Source organism: Sphingomonas sp. BK481 (assembly GCF_014194875.1).
Taxonomy (GTDB): Bacteria; Pseudomonadota; Alphaproteobacteria; order Sphingomonadales; family Sphingomonadaceae; genus Sphingomonas; species Sphingomonas aerolata.
Window position 1 is genome coordinate 30,675 of record NZ_JACIAP010000008.1, and the last position, 18,383, is coordinate 49,057.

Sequence of the window (18,383 nt, forward strand, 5' to 3'; positions counted from 1 at the left end):
CCGTCCACCCTCCACAAGCGCTGAACGCTCGGTAACGCATCAGACGGTGCAGACGATGTGCCAGTTCGCCCGAGTTGCGGACTTTCGCCGGTCTCGGTGGTTAATCGGCCGCAGCGCCGGCCGCTGATCGTAAAGAAGCCCGACACAGACGGTCATCGGCGTCGATCGCGCGACCGCAAGAAACTGACATTGACTACGACCGTAAACGAGCTGATTACAAGCGTAGTCAGTAAGGAGTGAGTCGTGGCCGAACGGATCAGTGATGCCGAGCACAGCGTCATGGAGGTGCTGTGGGACGAATCCCCGCTGAGCGCGCAGGATGTCGCCGAACGTGTCGACCCGGCGCGCGGCTGGAGTGCCAACACGGTCAAGACGTTGCTCGGGCGACTGATCGCGAAATCGGCGATCACGCATGAGGAGGATGGCCGGCGCTATCTCTATCGTCCGACCGTCGCGCGCGGTGATTATGTCGCGGGCGAATCGCGGCGGCTGATGGACCGGCTGTTCGGCGGCAGGCTGACGCCGCTGGTCGCGCATCTCGCCGAACGCGACGAACTGACCGCGCAGGACATTGCCGAGATCGAGGCGTTGCTGAAGGACCTCAAGGCATGAGCGCGGGGCCCATCCTTTCCGGGGGGATCGGAGACGGCCCCGCCGCCGCCCTTCGGTCGATCGATACGGCGGCGCTCGCGGGCTGGGCGAGCGACGCGCTGATCGCATCGACGCTGCTGATGCTCGTCGTGCTGCTGGTCCGCGCGCCGGTGCGCCGCGCCTTCGGGGCGCAGGTCGCCTATGCGCTCTGGGCACTGCCCGTGTTGCGGCTCGTCCTGCCGTCGATGCCCGAGACCTGGCACGCGGCGGCGACGCCCATTACGCGGGCTGGCGAGACGATCAGCGTTTACATGATCGCGCCCGCTGCAACGGCCGCGACGACGGGGGCAACGATGGCTGCGGCGACACCGGATGTGGTGGAACCGTCGTTCGGCGCTGTCCTTGCGGGACTGTTCGGGGGCGGGCTCGGCAGCGCGCTGGGGGCCGCATGGGCGGTCGGGGCGCTTGGGCTGCTCGTTTGGCATCTGCTTCAGCATCGACGGTTCTGCCGGCGGATGCTCGACAGCGCGGACCGGCTCGACGACCGCGACGGGGTGCGCGTGATCGCCACCGCGGCGGCGCCGGGTCCGCTCGCCTTCGGTCTCGTCCGCCGCTACGTCGCGTTTCCGCGTGATTTCGCGGATCGCTATGACGCGGACGAGTGCGAATTGGCGCTGGCACACGAGATTGGCCATCACCAGCGCGGCGACCTGTTCGCCAACTGGGTGGCGTTGATCGTGCTCGCGCTCCACTGGTTCAACCCGGTCGCCTGGCATGCGTTTCGCCGGTTCCGCGCGGACCAGGAGCTTGCCAACGACGCACGCGTGCTCGCCGGCCGGTCCGCGGTCGACCGCCACATCTATGCCTGTGCGATCGTCAAGGCGGCGCATGGCGGCGCGGTGTCGGCCGCGTGTCACCTCCACACCATCACCGATCTGAAAGGGAGATTGCGCATGTTGACGACTTCTCGGATTTCACGCGGCCGGATCGCGACGGGGGCGGCCTCGGTCGGCCTGCTGGTCGCGACGGGGCTGGCACTGACCGCTTCGGGCACCAAGGCCGCCACGGCGATCCGCGCCGGTGTCGAGGACCGCGTGGCGCCGGTCGCCCCGGCGGCGCCCCTGCCACCTCTGCCATCTATGCCAGTCTTGACCCCGGTCGCACCCGTAGCGCCTGTCGCGCCCGCTGCGCCGCTTACCGCACGCCCCGCCGATGCGCGTCAGGTCACGACGATCGTCACGCGCGACGGCAAGACCGTCAGCACGCGGGTCATCCGTGCGAAGCCGGGCAGCACGATCGTTGCGTCGGAGATGGTCCCCGAGGTGACCGAACGCACCTGCGTCGATGGCAAGGACGGGCCGGGCAAGCACTATGTGATCGACCGGACCGATGGCGGCGTGCGCAAGATGGTCATCTGCACCAATCGCATCGAACAGGCCGCCGCCGACGCCGCGACCGCCGCAATCAACAGCCGTGAGATCGAGGCGAGCGCCTACGCCTCCGCACTCGCCAGTCTGAAAATCGCGCGGGCGTCGATCGAGAAGAACGCCGACATGACCGCCGCGCAACGCCGCGAGGCGCTTGCCGGCATCGACGAGGGTCTGGCCGAGGTCCAGGCGGACATGGCCAAGCGCGATTGAGCCGGGTTCCGGGGTAGGGCGGTGCCTGCGGCCCTGGATCCTGACTTTCGTCCGAATGACGGGATCGGAGTGGTATTACAGGGTCGGGCGGCGGGGTCTCGGGTTCGGGTCTTGCCATGCGCGCCGCCAGCCGCCATTTCGGGGGCATGGCTGAGCATCCGACCGGCATCCCGATCCAGCTCGAGCCGCTCGTCGTCCGCGTGCTCGCGCCGAACGCGTCGCCCTATACCTTCACTGGCACGCAGACGTATATCGTCGGGACGACCGCGCTGGCGGTGATCGATCCCGGGCCCGACGATCCCGCGCATCTCGATGCCTTGCTGCGAGTGATCGATGGCCGCCCCGTCGCCGCGATCGTCGTCACGCATCATCACCGCGACCATAGTCCGGCGACGCGCCCGTTGCAGGCCGCGACCGGCGCGCCGATCGTCGGCGCCGCCGCGTTCGCGCCCGGTGTCGCGGCCAATAGTTCGTTCGACGCGCTCTATGCACCCGATCGCGTGCTGGCGGACGGTGAGACGGTCGGCGCGGCGGGCTGGACGCTCGAGGCGATCGCAACGCCGGGCCACACGTCGAACCATCTCGCCTTCGCCCTGCGCGAGAGCGGGGCGCTGTTCTCGGGCGATCACGTCATGGGCTGGTCGACCAGCGTCGTCGTGCCGCCCGATGGCGACATGACCGACTATATGGCGAGCCTCGAGCGGCTGCTGGGACGCGACGACCGTGTCTATTATCCAGGGCATGGCGAGGCGATCGAGCGGCCGCAGCGGCTGGTGCGCGGGATGCTCGGCCACCGCAAGCAGCGCGAGGGGCAGATCCTCCGTCTGCTGCGCGAGGCGCCGCGGGGTGTCGCGGCGCTGGTCGAGCGCATGTATGTCGGACTCGATCCGCGGCTGGTGCCGGGCGCCGAGGGATCGGTGCTGGCGCATCTGTATGATCTGCGCGGTCGCGGGCTGGTCGGCGAGACGGAAGGGGATGGTGCATGGCGGATGGCGTGAACGAGGACAGCCGCGGCACGGAGTCTGCGCGGCGTGGCGGGGTCGGGTCGTTCCTGGCCAAGGCGGCGGGGGTGCTGGTGCTGCTCGCGCTGGCCGCGCTGATCGCGCTGTGGGGCGTGCAGCGGTACGTGCAGAGCCGGCTGACGCCCGACCCGACGACGATCGCGAGTGCGAGCTTGGAGGGGCTGCGCGAACAGAACCGGCTGTCGACCTTTGCCGCGCGGTTCGTCGCGGTGGTGACGTCGCGCCAGTCGCAACTGGGTTTCACCACCGAGAAGACGCTGATCATGCCGGGAATGGTCCGCTATGAGGTCGACCTCGGCAAGCTGTCGCAGCGCGATGTCGCCTGGGATGCCGCGACGCGGACGCTCGCGGTGCGATTGCCGCCGGTCGAGGTGGAGGGGCCGCAAATCGACCTCAATGCGCTGCGCGAATATGGTTCGGGCGGTGTGCTGGCGACGCTGACCGATGCGGAGAAGCGGCTCGACACCGCCAACCGGCGCGCGGGCCAGATCGAGCTGGTCCGCCAGGCGCGCGAGCCCGCGATGATCCGGCTGGCGCGCGACGCGACGCGGCGTGCGGTCGAGCGTAGCTTCGCGATGCCGCTGCGCGCGGCGGGAGTGGATGCGACCGTCAGCGTGCGCTTCGCCGACGAGGCGCAGGCGTCGACCGAGCGATGGGACACGTCGCGTTCGCTGCAGGACGTGCTAGGGAACCGCAACTAAACCGGGATACGACAATGGAACTCCACCAGAATTTTGCGGGCATCGACATTCGCGGCGAGATCGAGCGGCTCCGCAAGGAGAAGAACGCGATCATCCTCGCGCATTATTACCAGAAGCCCGAATTGCAGGACATTGCCGATTTCGTCGGCGACAGCCTCGACCTGTCGCGCAAGGCGGCGGCGACAGAGGCGGATGTCATCGCGTTCTGCGGCGTGCGGTTCATGGCGGAGACCGCCAAGATCCTGTCGCCCGACAAGATCGTCGTGCTGCCCGACATGGATGCCGGCTGCAGCCTCGAGGACAGCTGTCCCCCCGAACAGTTCGCTGCGTTTCGCGCCAAGCATCCCGATCACATCGCGCTGACGTACATCAACTGCTCGACCGAGGTGAAGGCGCTGTCCGACATCATCGTGACGTCCTCGTCGGCCGAGAAGATCCTGTCGCAGCTGCCCGCGGACCAGAAGATCATCTTCGGCCCAGACCGCAATCTCGGCGGCTATCTGGTCCACAAGACCGGGCGCGAGATGCTGTTGTGGCCGGGCGTGTGCATCGTCCACGAGGCGTTCAGCGAAAGCGAGCTGCTCAAGCTCAAGGCCGCCAATCCGGGCGCGCCGATCGTCGCACATCCCGAATGCCCGCCGATCATCCTCGACCATGCCGATTATATCGGGTCGACGCGCGGCATCCTCGACTATGCGATCGCGATGCCCGGCGACACGCTGATCGTCGCGACCGAGCCGCATATCATCCACCAGATGGAAAAGGCGTTGCCGAACAAGCGCTTCATCGGTGCGCCCGGCGCCGACGGTAACTGTAACTGCAATATCTGCCCGTACATGGCGCTCAACACGATGGAGAAGCTGTACGTTGCGCTGCGCGATCTGTCGCCGCGGATCGAGATCGAGGAGGGGCTGCGGCTCCAGGCGAAGAAGAGCCTCGATGCGATGCTGGCGATGGCCTCGGGCACGGTCGGGATGGGCGATCTCGGCCCGGCGCAGACGAGCGGGCTGCGTTCGTGAGCGCTGCGCTGGCGGGCTTCGACATTGATAGGTTCGTCGCTGCGACGCTGGCCGAGGATCTGGGGACGATCGGCGACATCACCTCTGCGGCGGTGATCCCCGCCGAGGCGCGCTTTGCCGGGGTGATGGACAGCCGCGACGCGATCACCGTCGCCGGTCTCGCCCTCGCCGATGCATTCTTCCGCGCGCTCGATCCCGAGGTCCGGATCGAGCATCTCGTTGAGGACGGTCAGGCGGTCGCCGCGGGTACCGAGCTGATGCGGATCGAGGGCCGCGCGCGTGCGATGCTGACCGCCGAGCGGTCCGCGCTGAATACGGTCCAGCACCTGTCGGGTGTGGCGACGATGACGCGGGCCTATGTCGATCGGATGCAGGGCACCGGCGCCATCCTGCTCGACACGCGCAAGACGCTCCCCGGGCTGCGCGTGCTCGAAAAATACGCGACCCGCATGGGCGGTGCGCAGAACCACCGCATGGGGCTGTGGGATGCGGCGATGATCAAGGACAATCATGTCGCGGTCGCCGGCGACGTCGGCGAGGCGGTGCGCCGGGCGAGGGATGCGGGCATCGCGCAGATCATCGTCGAGGTCGACCGGGTCGACCAGATCGAGCCCGCGCTGGCGGCGGGGGCGACGCACCTGCTGCTCGACAACATGCCGCCCGACATTCTCCGCGGCGCGGTCGCGCTGGTCGATGGCCGCGTGCCAACCGAAGCATCGGGCGGCGTGTCGCTCGACACGATCCGCGCGATCGCCGAGAGCGGGGTCACCTATGTCTCGGTCGGACGGCTGACCCAGTCCGCGCCCGCCGCCGATATCGGGCTCGATTTCGCGACGCTTTAACTGGCGCGCGGGCAGAGACGCGGTATCGTGCCGCCACGACATGATCGCGAAGTGAACAGGGTGAAAATGCGTCCCAAATCCGTTGTATTGGCCGAATGGCTGTATCTCGCCTCGATCGGTCTGCTGATCGCGGTCAGCGTGCTGACCTGGGATGCCGCGGTTGCGCAGGGCGGCTTCGCACTGGCGGCAGGGGTAACGGCGTTCGGTGTCGGACTGTCGCTGCTGCTGCTGATCCTGACGACGCGCAGGGGTAGCCGGGTTGCCCTGTGGCTGCTCGTCGCGCTGACGGTGCTCGGCGCGGCTGGGGTGATGCTGCAGGTCGCGACGGGGGTGCTCGCGACGGGGCTGATCGGGATGCTGACGATCGCGCAGCTCGTGCTGACGATCCTGCCGATCGTCCTGCTGTTCCGGCCCCGAGCGCGCGCCTGGTTCGACGAGGTCGCGGACCGCGGCATCGACGACGATGCCGAGGAGGAGATCGAGGCATGACACGGATGAACCGGCTCGCGGGCATGATCATCGTCGCCGGGCTGTCGGCGCCGGGCATTGCCGCGGCGCAGGCCTATAGCTGTTCGGCGCCCATCGGCGGCACCGACCGCGTCCGCCCCGACCTGCCGTCCGCGCGCGAACCCGCGCGGATCCTGCCGATCGCTAGCTATACGCTCGCCATCACCTGGGCCCCGCAATATTGCCGCGAGAAGGGCGACCAGCCGAGCGCGCGGTTCCAGTGCGGGGCGGGCAACCGGTTCGGCTTCACGCTCCACGGCCTGTGGCCCGACGGCGCGGGCAAGACCTGGCCGCAATATTGCCGCGCGACCGCGATCGTCCCGCAGGCAGTGATCAAGCGCCAGCTCTGCACGACGCCGTCGGCGCAGCTGATCCAGCATGAATGGGCCAAGCACGGGACCTGCATGCCGGGCTATCAGCCCGCACGCTATTTCCGCCAGTCGAGCCGCCTCTACGCCAAGCTGCGCTATCCCGACATGGACACCCTGTCGCGAAGCCCGCTGACCGCCGGGCAGTTCGCCACGGCGATGGCGAAGGCCAATCCCGGCCTTAACGCGGCAATGATGCGGGTTACGACGACCAAGCAGGGCTGGCTCGACGAGCTATGGATCTGTCTCGACACCGCCTTCCGTTACAAGCGCTGCCCCGCGCACGCAGGCGGGGTCGCGCAGGGCACGCCGATCAGGATCTGGCGCGGCGAGACCTGACCCGCACTCAGCCCGCGAGCGTTACGGTCGAGGGGTGGTGCTTGTCGAGGTGACGCTTGATGATCCGCAGGTTGCGCGTGTTCGATCGGAACATGAAATCCGCGGCGTCGCCGACGAACGGCACCAGCCCGAGCGCTGCGTCGAACCCGACATTGCCCATCATCCGGGCAAGTTGGAACTTCGACATGCCGAGGTTGCGCGCCTCCCAGACGAGCCAGCTCCCCATCAGCGCACCGATCAGGTCGCCGACGACGGGGATCAGACCGACGATCGCATCGAGCCCGATCGGGCGGTTGATCCCGGGGACCATGAACGCACGTTCGAGAATGCGCTCTAGCGCCTCGACCCGGGCGCGGACCGAGGCCGGGTCCTGACCGATCGCGAAGCTGCTGGCCAGCGTGGCGGGATCGATGCGAGTGGCATTGTTGGTCATGCGACTCACTTGGTGTCGGGACGAAGCCTGTTCAACGGGTGCCACGCGCGGCTGTTCGGCTGCCATTGTTGCAGCCGCGTCGCGACCAGCGACCAGCGGAGCGGCCGTGCGAGCGGAATGAAGGGCACGTCCTCGTTCAGCGCGGCATCGGCCGCCGCAATCCGCTGGCTGCGTTCGGTAAGCGTCGGTGCCGCACGCGCCGCGTCGAGTGCCGCTTGCGCGGGGGCGCTGCAGACGATGCACGCGTTCGCCAGATACCAGCGCGCGCTGTCATAGGGCGCCACCAGGTCGATCAGCCGCAGATCGGCGGGGGCGTCGATCGCGACGCGCTCGGGCAGGATGCCGATCCGGAGCAGGGCGGCGGCAACATGCGCGTAGAGGATCGTCGCGCCGGATCCGGCGGGCAGCGCGATCCGCATCGCGATCGGCCCGCTCTGCGCCTGCTCGCGCCATGTCGCGACCCGTAACCGGGCACCCGCGCGGCGCTCGTCCTGGTTCAACAGCGTCCATGACGGCACCTGCGGAAGCCCGGCGGAGTCGAGCGGTTCGGCGAGGATGCGGTCGGCCGCCTCCCAATTGGGGGCGATCGCGGTGGTCAGCGCGGTGCGATCGATCGCCTGCGAGATCGCCGCGCGGTTCGCCGCCTCGGCAAGGAAGCCCGTCCGCGAAACGATCGCGAGCCCGAACAACCCGACTGCGGGGTCGACCCGGATCGCGGCGGGGGTGATATCAGCCGTCGCGAGAAGCGGCCAGTCCGCGAAGCTGCCGCCGCTGACCAGGTCCGAGTCGCGATGCGCAAACCGCGCGATCGCCCGCGCGGCGCGCTCGCCGATCAGGCGGACATCACGCTCTGGCTGCATCTCGAGCTGGTCTTCGGGGTCGGCGCGGTTGAGATCATAGACCGGGCGCAACAGCGGCGCGGCGCCGGGCTGGGCGATGCGGAACGGGCCGCTGCCGCTGGGCGAGCGCAGACGCAGCAGCGCGAGTTCGGGCTGTGCGAACAGCTTGAGCAGGTCGGGACGCGGCCGAGACAACCGGACCTCGATCACCTGCGGCGTCATCACGACGATCTCGTCGACCGCGCTGAGAAAGGGGGCGAGCGGATTGCGCGATGCCGGCACGATCTGGCGTTTGAGCATCGTGACGATCTGGTCCGCGGTGATGCGGCTACCGTCGCTCCACGTGGCTTCGCGCAGGCGGAAAATATAGCTCATGCCATCATCGATGACGATCCAGCGTTCGGCCAGGCCGGGCTCGATCTGGCCGGCAGCATCGAACCGGACCAGCCCCTGCGCCGTCGAATCGATCAGCAGGCGCGAGGGGAGGTCGATCGGGCCCCGGCGGGCATCCGCGGCAGCGGGCACGCCGCCGATCGCGCTGACGACGACAGCCCCCGAGTCGCGGCGCCGGTTGCAGGCGGCCGGTGCGAAGAGCAGCGCGGCGGCACAGGCAAGCGTGATGGTGCGGACGGCGGGACTCGAACCCGCACTCCAGGGGAGGGAGATTTTAAGTCTCCTGCGTCTACCGGTTTCGCCACGTCCGCACACGGGAGTCAGAAAGACGAGGTCGAGCGCAGGGTCAACCCATGTTGGACCCGCAGGTGCCGCTCAATCGACGTTAAGACGCGAGCGCATTTCCTTGCCGGGCTTGAAATAGGGGACGCGCTTGGCATCGACGGCGACGACTTCGCCGGTCCGGGGATTGCGCCCGGTCCGCGCATCGCGCGCGCGCGTGGAAAATGCGCCGAAGCCGCGCAGTTCGACCCGGCCGTCGGCGGCCAGCCGCTTCGATATCTCGTCGAAGAAACACGAGACGATCAATTCGACCTCGCGCGGCTCCAGGTCCGGATGCGCATCGGTCAGTTTTTGAACAAGCTCAGATCTAATCATGGTAACGAGCCCCCGCCCATATGTGATAATACTGATTTAGGTCAGTAATTGGGGCGATAGCACCAAATGAGTTTCAAGCCAAAAGCAAAAGGGACCGAAATGCATCGAGCATCCCGGTCCCAATTCGCTTACTTCTTTTCGGCTTCCGTGCGGGCCTTGAGAGCCTCGCCCAGGATGTTGCCGAGGGTCGCGCCGGAGTCCGACGAACCATACTGAGCGACAGCCTGCTTCTCTTCCGAGATCTGCATCGCCTTGATCGAGAAGGTCGGCTTCTTCGAACGATCGAAGCCCGTCACCATCGCGTCGAACTTCTGGCCGACCTGGAAACGCTCCGGACGCTGCTCGTCGCGATCGCGACCCAGATCCGTGCGCTTGATGAAGCCGGTTGCGCCATCGTCGCCCTGCTGCACTTCGAGGCCCGCGTCGCGGACTTCGAGAACGGTGACCGTGACGATCGCGTTCTTGTTCAGCTTGTCGCCTGCTGCTGCGATGCCGCCGGCCGAAGGCCCGCCGCGCTCGAGCTGCTTCATGCCGAGCGAGATACGCTCCTTCTCAGCGTCGATGTCGAGCACGACGGCCTCGACGGTCTCACCCTTGCGATGCAGGTTGAGCGCGTCCTCGCCCGAAACGCCCCAGGCGATGTCGGACATGTGGACCATGCCGTCGACATCGTTGTCGAGGCCGATGAACAGACCGAATTCGGTCGCGTTCTTGACTTCGCCCTCAACGGTCGAGCCGATCGGATGCGCGGCAGCGAAGGCCTCCCACGGATTGGCCTGAGCCTGCTTGAGGCCGAGCGAGATGCGACGCTTCTCGGAATCGACTTCGAGGACCATGACGTCGACTTCCTGCGAGGTCGACACGATCTTGCCCGGATGGACGTTCTTCTTGGTCCAGGACATTTCCGACACGTGGACGAGGCCTTCGATGCCCGCTTCCAGCTCGACGAACGCACCATATTCGGTGATGTTCGTGACGCGGCCGGTGAGCTTTGCGCCAACCGGATACTTGACCATCGCGCCATCCCAGGGATCGCTCTCCAGCTGCTTCATGCCGAGGCTGATGCGCTGGGTGTCCTTGTTGATGCGGATGATCTGCACCTTGACGGTGTCGCCGATGTTCAGGACTTCGCTCGGGTGACCGACGCGCTTGTAGCTGAGATCGGTGACGTGCAGCAGGCCATCGATGCCGCCGAGGTCAACGAACGCACCGTAATCGGTGATGTTCTTGACGACGCCGTCGATGATCTGGCCCTCGGCCAGGCTCAGGATCAGGCCCGAACGCTGCTCTGCGCGCGTCTCTTCGAGAACGGCGCGACGCGACACGACGATGTTGCCGCGCTTGCGGTCCATCTTCAGGATCTGGAACGGCTGGGGGATGTCCATCAGCGGGGTGACGTCGCGCACGGGGCGGATGTCGACCTGCGAGCCCGGCAGGAACGCGACGGCGCCGTTCAGGTCGACGGTGAAGCCACCCTTCACGCGGCCGAAGATCACGCCCTCGACGCGGGTCGTCTTCGAGAATTCGGTTTCCAGCTTGTCCCATGCGGCTTCGCGGCGCGCACGGTCGCGGCTGAGCATCGCTTCGCCATGGACGTTCTCGACGCGGTCGACATAGACTTCGACTTCGTCGCCGACCTTCAGGTCAGCCTTCTGGCCCGGCGCTGCGAATTCGCGAAGCGGCACGCGGCCTTCCGACTTCAGACCGACGTCGATGACGGCCATGTCGTTCTCGATGCCGGTCACGGTGCCATGCACCACGCGGCCCTCGAAGCTGTCGGCGTCGCCGAGCGTCTCGTTCAGCATCGCGGCGAAATCGTCGCGCGACGGCATTACCTGGGTTGCCATAGAATTCAGTAATCCTAGTCTGTTTCCGGCCAAGCGGTTGGATCCGCTGGTCTTGGCCTTCGTTGCCGCGACGACCGAACGCCGGCACGGCATCCGGACGGCACGAGGCGCAGAGGATGTAGACGCTGAATGCGAAAACGGCGCGTGAGACTCAAAGGTCTCCGCGCCTTCCTCCACGAGCATCGCTCGCCGGACGCTCCTGTGTAGCGGAAACCCCGTCTCGGAGCAAGTTCGCCGCTGCAGCGTTAGGGGCGGCTCACAACAGGAGCGAAGATTTGAGCGAACGCGGCATTCTCGTGCTGGGCTGGATCGCCACGGCGACGGCGATCGTGATGTACCTGTCGTATATCGACCAGATCATGCTGAACCTGGCCGGGCAGAAGGGGTCGGTGGTCCAGCCGTTCGCGACGATGGTCAATTGCGGACTCTGGGTGGCGTATGGCGTGCTGAAGCCGAAGCGCGACTGGCCGATCGCGGTGGCGAACTTCCCGGGGGTGGTGCTGGGGGCGATTACGCTGGCGACGGCTTTGTAACGGGCGTCTGAGCGCCTCCTTGTTCTCCCGCGAAGGCGGGAGCCTAGTCTGGGTCCCCGCCTTCGCGGGGAAACAGCGTTGTTTTACGGTACACTAGCCCAACCAAAAGCCACCCCGGCGAAGGCCTGGGCCCAGTTGGGGGACGTCGCTAACCAAGGGCAGCGCTCCGTTACTGCGACCTTTCCGACTGGGCCCCGGCCTTCGCCGGGGTGGTTTTCCCCTCTTGGTGAGCGAGAGGTCTAACCCGCCTTCTTCGCCCGCTGCGCCTCGACCAGCGCCACCGCGCGCTGCACCGACGCTTCGATCGACAGGAAGCTCGTATCGAGCAACGCCGCGTCCGCCGCCATCACCAGCGGTGCGATCGAGCGGCCGCTGTCGCGCGCATCGCGCGCGCGAATGTCCGCCAGCACGCGGTCCTTGCTCGCCGTCCCGCCACGCGCCTGCAGCTCCGCATGGCGCCGCTGCGCGCGGATATTGGGGGTCGCCTTCACGAACAGCTTGGCATCCGCATCGGGCGCGATGACCGTGCCGATGTCGCGCCCGTCAAGGATCGCGCCACCCGCCTGTGCGGCAAACCGCTTCTGCCGCTGCATCAGCGCCGCGCGGACCAGCGGGTGTGCGGACACGATCGAGGCCATTGCCCCGACATCGTCGTCGCGCAGCGCCGGGTCGGTCATCATCGCATCGTCGAAATCGCACGCGGCGACCGCATCGGCCTCCTGTTCGGGATCCAGCCCCATCCGCGCCACGTTCAGCGCGACCGCGCGGTAGAGCAGGCCGGTATCGAGATAGGGGAGGCCGTAATGCTTCGCCAAGGCGCGCGCGATCGTGCCCTTGCCCGATGCCGCCGGACCGTCGACTGCGATGATCATCTTATTCCCCCTTGCCGGTAAGCGCGTCGAGCGACCGGAAGAACACGGGATAGCTCGTCGCCACCGGCGATATGTCGTCGATCGTGATGGGCTCGGCGCTGCCAAGTCCAGCCACCACCATGCTCATTGCGATGCGATGATCGAGTTTCGAGGCGACCCGAGCGCCACCGCGAATCGCCGCCCCGCCCGAACCGGTGATCGCCATGCCGTCTTCGAATTCCTCGCACACCACGCCGCACGCCTCGAGCGCGATCCGCATCGTCGTGATGCGGTCCGATTCCTTCACCCGCAGCTCGTGCGCGCCCCTGGCGACGGTCGTGCCGGACGCAAACGCCGCGGCGACGAACAGCACAGGATATTCGTCGATCATGCTCGGCGCGAGATCGGCGGGCACCTCGATCGCGGTCAGCGCGGCATGGCGGACGCGCAGATCGGCGACGGGCTCGCCGCCGACGGTCCGCGGATCGAGCTCGGTGATGTCCGCGCCCATCATGCGCAGCGCCGTGACGATGCCGATCCGTGTCGGGTTCAGCCCGACATTGCGCACGACGATGTCCGACCCCGGCACGATCGACGCCGCGACCAGCCAGAAGGCTGAGGACGACGGATCGCCCGGCACGACGATATCCTGCGGGGTCAGCTCCGCCTCGCCGGTGATCGAGATCACGCGGCCCTGGTCCGTTTCCTCGACGGTCAGCTTGGCGCCGAACCCGGTCAGCATCCGCTCGCTGTGATCGCGCGTCGCGACCGGCTCGATCACCGTGGTGATGCCGGGCGTGTTGAGCCCCGCCAGCAGGATCGCCGACTTCACCTGTGCCGACGCGACCGGCAGCGTGTAGGTGATCGGCACCGCGGGGCAGATCCCGCGCACCATCAGCGGCAGCTTGCCGCCGGGCGACGCGGTGATGTCCGCGCCCATCTGCGACAGCGGCTCGATCACGCGGCCCATCGGCCGTCCCGACAGCGAGGCGTCGCCGGTGAAGGTGCAGGTGATCGGGTGGCTCGACACCAGCCCCATCAGCAATCGCGTCGAGGTGCCCGAATTGCCCATCTCGAGTGCGGTCGCGGGCTGGAGCAGCCCGCCGACGCCGACGCCGTCGACGACCCAGATGCCGTCGTCCTGCCGCTCGATCGTCGCGCCCATCGCGCGCATCGCCGCCGCGGTGGCGAGCACGTCCTCGCCCTCGAGCAGGCCGGTGATCCGGCTGGTTCCGACCGCGAGGCTCGCGAACATCAGCGCACGGTGGCTGATCGACTTGTCGCCGGGAACCGCGATCGAACCGGTCAGCGGACCGCGCGCGACGACGTCCAGCGGTTGGGGGAGGGGGTGTGTCATGGGGCCGGGCTTTTGACAGTGGCCTTGCGCTATGGCAAGGCGCGCCCACTTTGCGGGGGCATCCCCCACAATCTATCCATTCGAAAGGTTCTATCGGCATGATCAAGCCGGAATGGGGCACGAAGCGTTCGTGTCCGAAATGCGCGACGCGTTTCTACGACCTCGAAAAGGCCGACCCCGTCACCTGCATCGAATGCGGGTATGCGTGGGAGCCCGAGCCGATCCTGAAGTCGAAGCAGCCGCTGCCGTTCGAGGTCGCCAAGCCCGACACCAAGAAGCCCGACGCGGATCTCGAGGGTGACGAGGAAGAGGATATCGCCTCGATCACCGGCGAGGACGAAGAGCCGTCCGCGGACGACGAAGTCGATCTGGGCGGCGACGACGACCTCGGCGTCGAGACGCCGCAGGACGAGCACGAGCGTTGAGATAAAGAAATTTGGCAGGCGGCGTTTACGCCGCTTGCCAACCCGGGCGGCTCCGGTTAGTGAGCCGCCTCCCAACGGGAATGGGGCCGTAGCTCAGCTGGGAGAGCGTTCGCATGGCATGCGAAAGGTCAGGGGTTCGATCCCCCTCGGCTCCACCATTCTCGTTAAGCCGTTGAAATCACGGTAAACCATTGGGAAACATAGGGCTTTTACAGGCGTCTAGTACAAAGGTACGAGGACGAAAGCCTATGTGTTCCTACCTCCACAGAGCGCCCAACGGGGTGTATTATTTCCGCATGGGGATACCTGCGGACCTGCGTCCCTTCATGGCGGGCAAGCGGGAGATAAAGCGTTCGCTAGGTCTAAAGGACCGTGACGCCGCTAAAGCCGTGATACCTGATATGACGAAGACGGCTTACGGCTTGCTCAAGCAAGCTGAGCGGGATCGAGATGCGGCTGCAAAGCCTGCTCCTAAGCCTATGCCTGCTAAGTCTGCCGCTCAGATTGACCGGGATCGACAGCGTTGGGAGCATGAGCAAGAGCAAGCCGACTATGCCGCTGACGCTACATTCGCTGCTGACATGGAGCATGAAGCTCTAGGCCCGATCATGGACGCGCTTAGCGAGGGCAGGGAGGCTGACGCTTCCCCGGCTGAGGTGGCTAGGGCTGGGCGCTTGCTAGTCCTGCATGAGCGGGAGAGGGCAGGGGCGGAACGGGAAGCCCTGATAAATAGCCTTCATGCTCGCTACGGACAAAAGGCCCGCGCATCAGAAAACCAAATTCAAGCCGTTGAATGCGACTCGCCTACCGGGTCCGGTCTGTATCTCGACAAGGATATCCTAGATCGCTGGGCTGCTGAGCGTGGCGTCGTAGCCAAGGGCAAGGATACCCATGAGGCTGTAGCCCGTTGGTTCTATGAGCGGACTGAGCGCAAGCCGGTCGAGCGAATCACTAGACAGGACGTGCTGGCGTTCAAAGACAAGCTGCTTGCTGAGGGGCAGACAGTCGCCAATACGAACATGAAGCTATCCCGGCTGCGGACGCTGCTAGGCTGGGCATACCAGAATGATCTAGCGGCATCGAACGTAGCTGAGGGCATTAGTGTCAAGGTTGCCGATGGCGGCAAGATGCAGCGCCAACCGTTTTCCCTGTCCGATTTGCAGGCCATCTTTTCCAGCCCGGTCTATGCCAATGGCGAGCGCCCTAAGGGCGGCAGGCTTGAAGCTGCATATTGGCTACCGCTGCTCGGTCTATTCACCGGGGCGCGCCTAGAGGAAATTGGACAGCTTCGCGTGTCGGACGTGCAGCGTAAGGAGTATCCCGATCAAGACGGCAAGATGCTGTCAGGTTGGTTCCTTCACATCACTGGCGCTACCGATGACAAGGGGCAAGATAACCGTATCAAGAATGCGGCCAGCGAAAGGTCGATCCCTTTGCATCCAGAGTTAGAGCGACTTGGGTTCATTACCTACGTCGAGAAGCTGGCGGACCAAAAGGGGAGGGTGTTCCCGGACCTAAAGGCTAATGTCTTTGGTCGGCTAACTGCAAAGTGGGGCGAGTGGTTTGGCCCGTACATGAGAAATGTTTGCGGCATCACTGACAAGCGCAAGGTTTTCCATTCCTTCCGCCATACCTTCAAAGATTACACTCGTAGGGCTAGAATGCCTGAGGGAGTGCAGCGGCAGCTAATGGGCCATGCTGGCAAAGACGTAGCGGACGATTATGGTAGTGGGTACGATCTACACAGCTTGGCCGAAGCTATGGCGACTTATCGGGTGCCGGGGCTAGTTATCGGCTAGAGCGGCTGCATATCTCCCCCGCATTGATACGGGGAATTGATATAGCAACCTGAGCGCGAACGCATGACTGAAACGGCGAGAAGTAGATATGTCCTGCCGTTGATAGCAGTATTGATAAAGCAATTATTATCGCGCCCTTGATTGTATCACTCACGTTCCGCCTTGCCTCCGTGCCTGTTGCTCAGTCCTACAACGGTGTCGAACATACAGATACCCAATTTGCCCCCGTATCAGCCCCGTGGGGAATCAATCGGGTGCGTTTGGGTATCTGTATGGCCGGATTAGCTAGCGCCTCTCAGCGACTCTCCTAGCCGGTTTATCAGGCGTCGTAGCCAAGCGGTACGCCAGCCTCACGGCGGGCCTGCTCTCCGGTCGGCGCAATGCGAATGCCTGTCTCGGTCTGCATGTACGTCACGTCACCTACAGGGGTGCCATGCGAGCGCCGTGCAGCTTCCCCGGTCTGAGCTACCCGGATGCCGGTCGGACCCTGCCCGCCCTTGTAGGGATCATAGCCGGTCATGCTCTGTCCCGCCTGTGGGCCGCTGGGAGCCTGTGCAACGAGGGTATAGCCGGTCGGACCCATCACCCACTGCGGGCCGGTCTGCTGTGCCTGAGCGGGCTGCTGGACGGGCTGACGGGCGACGCCGGGAGGGGCATTGAAGCCGAATGCGCTATTGACCGTCTGACCGGGCGGGATCGAGGACGCCTCGGGAACATCGGGGGTAGCTGCATAGGCTTCGCTAGTGCTGCCAAGTGCATCATCGACAGTCCAATTAGCCGCATCAGCCTCGGTTACTTCGCCCTTGCTGATAGCCAATGCCTTTGCGTCCTCTAGGATCATCGGGGCGAGGTTATCCAGATGGCTTTCGTCACCGCTGTTATTGTATGCAGTCAGCGCCTTGTCATACATGGATACGGTAGCATCATCGCTGTTATGGATCAGATCGACAGCAATGGTCAGAGTATCCTTCAATGCAGGGACACGGGCAGCGAACGAATTAAGGGCCGTAGAGTACGCCGTATTAGCGGGGTATCCCTTAGCCATTTCGTCCTGGGCCTGCTTCTGTACAGCGCGGGGATTGTGCCCGTGTACAGCGATTAGGGAGAGAGCCGCTTTCACCTTGATGGCTTGGCGGGGAGTTAGTGCGGTCATTGGTTTTACCTTTTAGGAATTGAGGGGTACATCGCCAATCGTCGGGACTGGCGGAATGATGCCGTTACGGATGCAGGCGGCAAGGTGCTGGAACGCGAGCTTGCAATCGCTGGCCCGAAGGTACGGGCGACCATTGGCCTCCCACATTGAACGGGCTTGAGCGGCGGAGCGCCGGGCTTCGCATTGGCTGTCCGGGGAATAGCCGTAGATTGCGGGAGTTACGGCAGGGCCTGATAGCCGGGGCCATCCTGCTGCATGTTCCTCAGCTTCTCTCGTCAGGATCACGGAGAGGCAAGCGACGGCAGATGGCAGATCACTAGCGGCAAGAACTCCGTAGCCTTCCTTCATCAGCCATACCGTTACAGCGGACCATTCCAGATTGGCCTTGGCGGCATCGGCATAAGGGCCTGCCCGCTGCATCAGATCGTCTAGGGTTTGAGGGACTAGAGCGACTTTGGGAACGTAATCGGGGCGGGAGGTTCTTGGCGCTTCCCCTGTCCCCCGATCATCAAGGCTAGCCATTACGCAGCTACTGCTGGGCCCTTAATGTAGCCCCGCTTTTGAGCCATGAAGTACACCCCGAACGCTTCCTGTGCGTTGCCCGGTGCCAGTGCCATGATTGCGGCAGGGATGGCATAGGGCTTCACCGTAACAAGATACTCATATGCAGCATCATCGAGGCGGGCAAAGCCTGTGCAGGAATGCTCCTGAGGAACAGACTCATTCAAAGTCATGTTCCAAGTGCTACGGGTATAGTAAATGGTGAATGTCGTATCCAACAGGTTGTCACCCGGCTTCGTTTCAACGCGGATATCAGTAAACGCCTTAAGACGTTCCTTCCGCTCTACCGTTGCCTTATTAGCAAGCGCATCGGCATACCGTTCCTTTGCCTCAGCGAGAGACTTGGCAACTTCATCCGCCTTGATAACGGCAGGCTTCCCAATCAGATCAACAAGAGCATTGATCTTAATAAGCTGAGCATTGTAAGTTTCAATCTCAGTAGCGATAGCTGCAATCGTGGTATTCTGAGTCATTGGTTTTCCTTGTGTGTAATTGGGGGGATTGAG

General features: G+C 65.0%; 20 protein-coding genes, 2 tRNA genes and 1 pseudogene. 13 read left to right on the forward strand and 10 right to left on the reverse strand.

Annotated elements, in window-relative coordinates; translation table 11 throughout:
- The first annotated feature begins 243 nt into the window (after positions 1 to 243).
- The 8 genes from FHY04_RS15170 to FHY04_RS15205 all read left to right on the forward strand — a co-directional run bounded on the left by FHY04_RS15170 (position 244) and on the right by FHY04_RS15205 (position 7,029).
- A complete protein-coding gene (locus FHY04_RS15170) occupies positions 244 to 612 on the forward strand; it encodes a BlaI/MecI/CopY family transcriptional regulator (RefSeq protein WP_031441616.1) in 369 nt (122 codons plus the stop codon).
- Positions 609 to 2,231: a M56 family metallopeptidase gene (locus FHY04_RS22965; RefSeq protein ID WP_183937043.1), complete on the forward strand. Its 1,623-nt coding sequence runs from the start codon at positions 609 to 611 to the stop codon at positions 2,229 to 2,231. Before FHY04_RS15170 ends, FHY04_RS22965 begins: the two co-directional genes overlap by 4 nt.
- A gap of 146 nt (positions 2,232 to 2,377) precedes the next feature.
- Positions 2,378 to 3,229 carry an MBL fold metallo-hydrolase gene (locus tag FHY04_RS15180; protein WP_107931418.1) on the forward strand — a complete coding sequence of 284 codons (852 nt, stop codon included), beginning with the start codon at positions 2,378 to 2,380 and terminating at the stop codon, positions 3,227 to 3,229.
- The gene (locus FHY04_RS15185) at positions 3,214 to 3,954 is read left to right on the forward strand and encodes a DUF4230 domain-containing protein (protein WP_042467614.1); all 741 of its coding nucleotides are present in this window, start codon (positions 3,214 to 3,216) and stop codon (positions 3,952 to 3,954) included. The genes FHY04_RS15180 and FHY04_RS15185 overlap by 16 nt, the downstream gene beginning before the upstream one ends.
- Before the next feature lie 14 nt (positions 3,955 to 3,968).
- On the forward strand, positions 3,969 to 4,973 hold the full coding sequence (gene nadA / locus FHY04_RS15190; protein ID WP_183937044.1) for a quinolinate synthase NadA: 1,005 nt from the start codon (positions 3,969 to 3,971) through the stop codon (positions 4,971 to 4,973).
- Complete coding sequence (gene nadC / locus FHY04_RS15195; RefSeq protein ID WP_183937045.1) at positions 4,970 to 5,815, forward strand: carboxylating nicotinate-nucleotide diphosphorylase; 846 nt, start codon at positions 4,970 to 4,972, stop codon at positions 5,813 to 5,815. Before nadA ends, nadC begins: the two co-directional genes overlap by 4 nt.
- Before the next feature lie 66 nt (positions 5,816 to 5,881).
- Entirely contained in the window at positions 5,882 to 6,304 is a 423-nt protein-coding gene (locus FHY04_RS15200; protein ID WP_031395952.1) for a hypothetical protein, read from the forward strand.
- A gap of 5 nt (positions 6,305 to 6,309) precedes the next feature.
- The gene (locus FHY04_RS15205; protein ID WP_183937141.1) at positions 6,310 to 7,029 is read left to right on the forward strand and encodes a ribonuclease T2 family protein; all 720 of its coding nucleotides are present in this window, start codon (positions 6,310 to 6,312) and stop codon (positions 7,027 to 7,029) included.
- A 7-nt stretch (positions 7,030 to 7,036) separates the two neighbouring features.
- Here the strand turns inward: FHY04_RS15205 and FHY04_RS15210 are convergent, their stop codons facing one another.
- The 5 genes from FHY04_RS15210 to rpsA form a co-directional block, all read right to left on the reverse strand.
- Complete coding sequence (locus FHY04_RS15210; protein WP_031395950.1) at positions 7,037 to 7,462, reverse strand: DUF4112 domain-containing protein; 426 nt, start codon at positions 7,460 to 7,462, stop codon at positions 7,037 to 7,039.
- Between the two features lie 5 nt (positions 7,463 to 7,467).
- Positions 7,468 to 8,826 (reverse strand): ABC transporter substrate-binding protein, encoded by a 1,359-nt coding sequence (locus FHY04_RS15215; RefSeq protein WP_311725099.1) that lies wholly within the window; start codon positions 8,824 to 8,826, stop codon positions 7,468 to 7,470.
- Between the two features lie 95 nt (positions 8,827 to 8,921).
- A tRNA-Leu gene (locus FHY04_RS15220) sits at positions 8,922 to 9,005 on the reverse strand.
- 64 nt (positions 9,006 to 9,069) lie between these two features.
- A complete protein-coding gene (locus FHY04_RS15225) occupies positions 9,070 to 9,351 on the reverse strand; it encodes an integration host factor subunit beta (protein WP_031393082.1) in 282 nt (93 codons plus the stop codon).
- A gap of 128 nt (positions 9,352 to 9,479) precedes the next feature.
- Entirely contained in the window at positions 9,480 to 11,198 is a 1,719-nt protein-coding gene (gene rpsA, locus FHY04_RS15230) for a 30S ribosomal protein S1 (RefSeq protein WP_031393081.1), read from the reverse strand.
- Between the two features lie 275 nt (positions 11,199 to 11,473).
- Here rpsA and FHY04_RS15235 point away from each other — a divergent pair, with 275 nt between their 5' ends.
- Complete coding sequence (locus tag FHY04_RS15235) at positions 11,474 to 11,731, forward strand: SemiSWEET family transporter (protein WP_031441625.1); 258 nt, start codon at positions 11,474 to 11,476, stop codon at positions 11,729 to 11,731.
- Positions 11,732 to 11,970: 239 nt separating this feature from the next.
- Here FHY04_RS15235 and cmk read toward each other — a convergent pair whose 3' ends face one another.
- Complete coding sequence (gene cmk / locus FHY04_RS15240) at positions 11,971 to 12,603, reverse strand: (d)CMP kinase (protein WP_183937047.1); 633 nt, start codon at positions 12,601 to 12,603, stop codon at positions 11,971 to 11,973.
- A gap of 1 nt (position 12,604) precedes the next feature.
- Positions 12,605 to 13,939, reverse strand: coding sequence for a 3-phosphoshikimate 1-carboxyvinyltransferase (gene aroA, locus FHY04_RS15245; RefSeq protein WP_183937048.1), 1,335 nt, complete (start codon positions 13,937 to 13,939; stop codon positions 12,605 to 12,607).
- 98 nt (positions 13,940 to 14,037) lie between these two features.
- Between aroA and FHY04_RS15250 the strand changes: the two genes are divergently transcribed.
- The 4 genes and pseudogenes from FHY04_RS15250 (at position 14,038) to FHY04_RS15260 (ending at position 16,163) form a co-directional block, all read left to right on the forward strand.
- Positions 14,038 to 14,364 carry a TIGR02300 family protein gene (locus FHY04_RS15250; RefSeq protein ID WP_031395784.1) on the forward strand — a complete coding sequence of 109 codons (327 nt, stop codon included), beginning with the start codon at positions 14,038 to 14,040 and terminating at the stop codon, positions 14,362 to 14,364.
- A gap of 82 nt (positions 14,365 to 14,446) precedes the next feature.
- A tRNA-Ala gene (locus FHY04_RS15255) sits at positions 14,447 to 14,522 on the forward strand.
- 90 nt (positions 14,523 to 14,612) lie between these two features.
- Positions 14,613 to 14,747, forward strand: a pseudogene (locus FHY04_RS23065) (DUF6538 domain-containing protein); the annotation flags it as partial.
- 18 nt (positions 14,748 to 14,765) lie between these two features.
- The gene (locus tag FHY04_RS15260) at positions 14,766 to 16,163 is read left to right on the forward strand and encodes a site-specific integrase (protein WP_221211816.1); all 1,398 of its coding nucleotides are present in this window, start codon (positions 14,766 to 14,768) and stop codon (positions 16,161 to 16,163) included.
- A 319-nt stretch (positions 16,164 to 16,482) separates the two neighbouring features.
- On the opposite strand, the gene FHY04_RS15265 is transcribed toward FHY04_RS15260, so the two are convergent.
- From FHY04_RS15265 to FHY04_RS15275, 3 genes are all read right to left on the reverse strand, one after another.
- A complete protein-coding gene (locus FHY04_RS15265; RefSeq protein WP_183937050.1) occupies positions 16,483 to 17,136 on the reverse strand; it encodes a hypothetical protein in 654 nt (217 codons plus the stop codon).
- A 192-nt stretch (positions 17,137 to 17,328) separates the two neighbouring features.
- Positions 17,329 to 17,736 (reverse strand): hypothetical protein, encoded by a 408-nt coding sequence (locus tag FHY04_RS15270; protein WP_183937051.1) that lies wholly within the window; start codon positions 17,734 to 17,736, stop codon positions 17,329 to 17,331.
- 101 nt (positions 17,737 to 17,837) lie between these two features.
- A complete protein-coding gene (locus FHY04_RS15275) occupies positions 17,838 to 18,350 on the reverse strand; it encodes a hypothetical protein (RefSeq protein ID WP_183937052.1) in 513 nt (170 codons plus the stop codon).
- Positions 18,351 to 18,383 lie beyond the last annotated feature (33 nt).

Excerpts from the sequence above, each read along its gene's own strand:
- FHY04_RS22965 (WP_183937043.1), top strand. The coding sequence starts at position 609 with ATGAGCGCGGGGCCCATCCTTTCCGGGGGGATCGGAGACGGCCCCGCC.
- FHY04_RS15180 (WP_107931418.1), top strand. The coding sequence starts at position 2,378 with ATGGCTGAGCATCCGACCGGCATCCCGATCCAGCTCGAGCCGCTCGTC.
- FHY04_RS15185 (WP_042467614.1), top strand. The coding sequence starts at position 3,214 with ATGGCGGATGGCGTGAACGAGGACAGCCGCGGCACGGAGTCTGCGCGG.
- nadA (WP_183937044.1), top strand. The coding sequence starts at position 3,969 with ATGGAACTCCACCAGAATTTTGCGGGCATCGACATTCGCGGCGAGATC.
- FHY04_RS15200 (WP_031395952.1), top strand. The coding sequence starts at position 5,882 with ATGCGTCCCAAATCCGTTGTATTGGCCGAATGGCTGTATCTCGCCTCG.
- FHY04_RS15205 (WP_183937141.1), top strand. The coding sequence starts at position 6,310 with ATGAACCGGCTCGCGGGCATGATCATCGTCGCCGGGCTGTCGGCGCCG.
- FHY04_RS15210 (WP_031395950.1), bottom strand. The coding sequence starts at position 7,462 with ATGACCAACAATGCCACTCGCATCGATCCCGCCACGCTGGCCAGCAGC.
- FHY04_RS15225 (WP_031393082.1), bottom strand. The coding sequence starts at position 9,351 with ATGATTAGATCTGAGCTTGTTCAAAAACTGACCGATGCGCATCCGGAC.
- rpsA (WP_031393081.1), bottom strand. The coding sequence starts at position 11,198 with ATGGCAACCCAGGTAATGCCGTCGCGCGACGATTTCGCCGCGATGCTG.
- cmk (WP_183937047.1), bottom strand. The coding sequence starts at position 12,603 with ATGATCATCGCAGTCGACGGTCCGGCGGCATCGGGCAAGGGCACGATC.
- aroA (WP_183937048.1), bottom strand. The coding sequence starts at position 13,939 with ATGACACACCCCCTCCCCCAACCGCTGGACGTCGTCGCGCGCGGTCCG.
- FHY04_RS15250 (WP_031395784.1), top strand. The coding sequence starts at position 14,038 with ATGATCAAGCCGGAATGGGGCACGAAGCGTTCGTGTCCGAAATGCGCG.
- FHY04_RS15260 (WP_221211816.1), top strand. The coding sequence starts at position 14,766 with ATGACGAAGACGGCTTACGGCTTGCTCAAGCAAGCTGAGCGGGATCGA.
- FHY04_RS15270 (WP_183937051.1), bottom strand. The coding sequence starts at position 17,736 with ATGCAGCGGGCAGGCCCTTATGCCGATGCCGCCAAGGCCAATCTGGAA.
- FHY04_RS15275 (WP_183937052.1), bottom strand. The coding sequence starts at position 18,350 with ATGACTCAGAATACCACGATTGCAGCTATCGCTACTGAGATTGAAACT.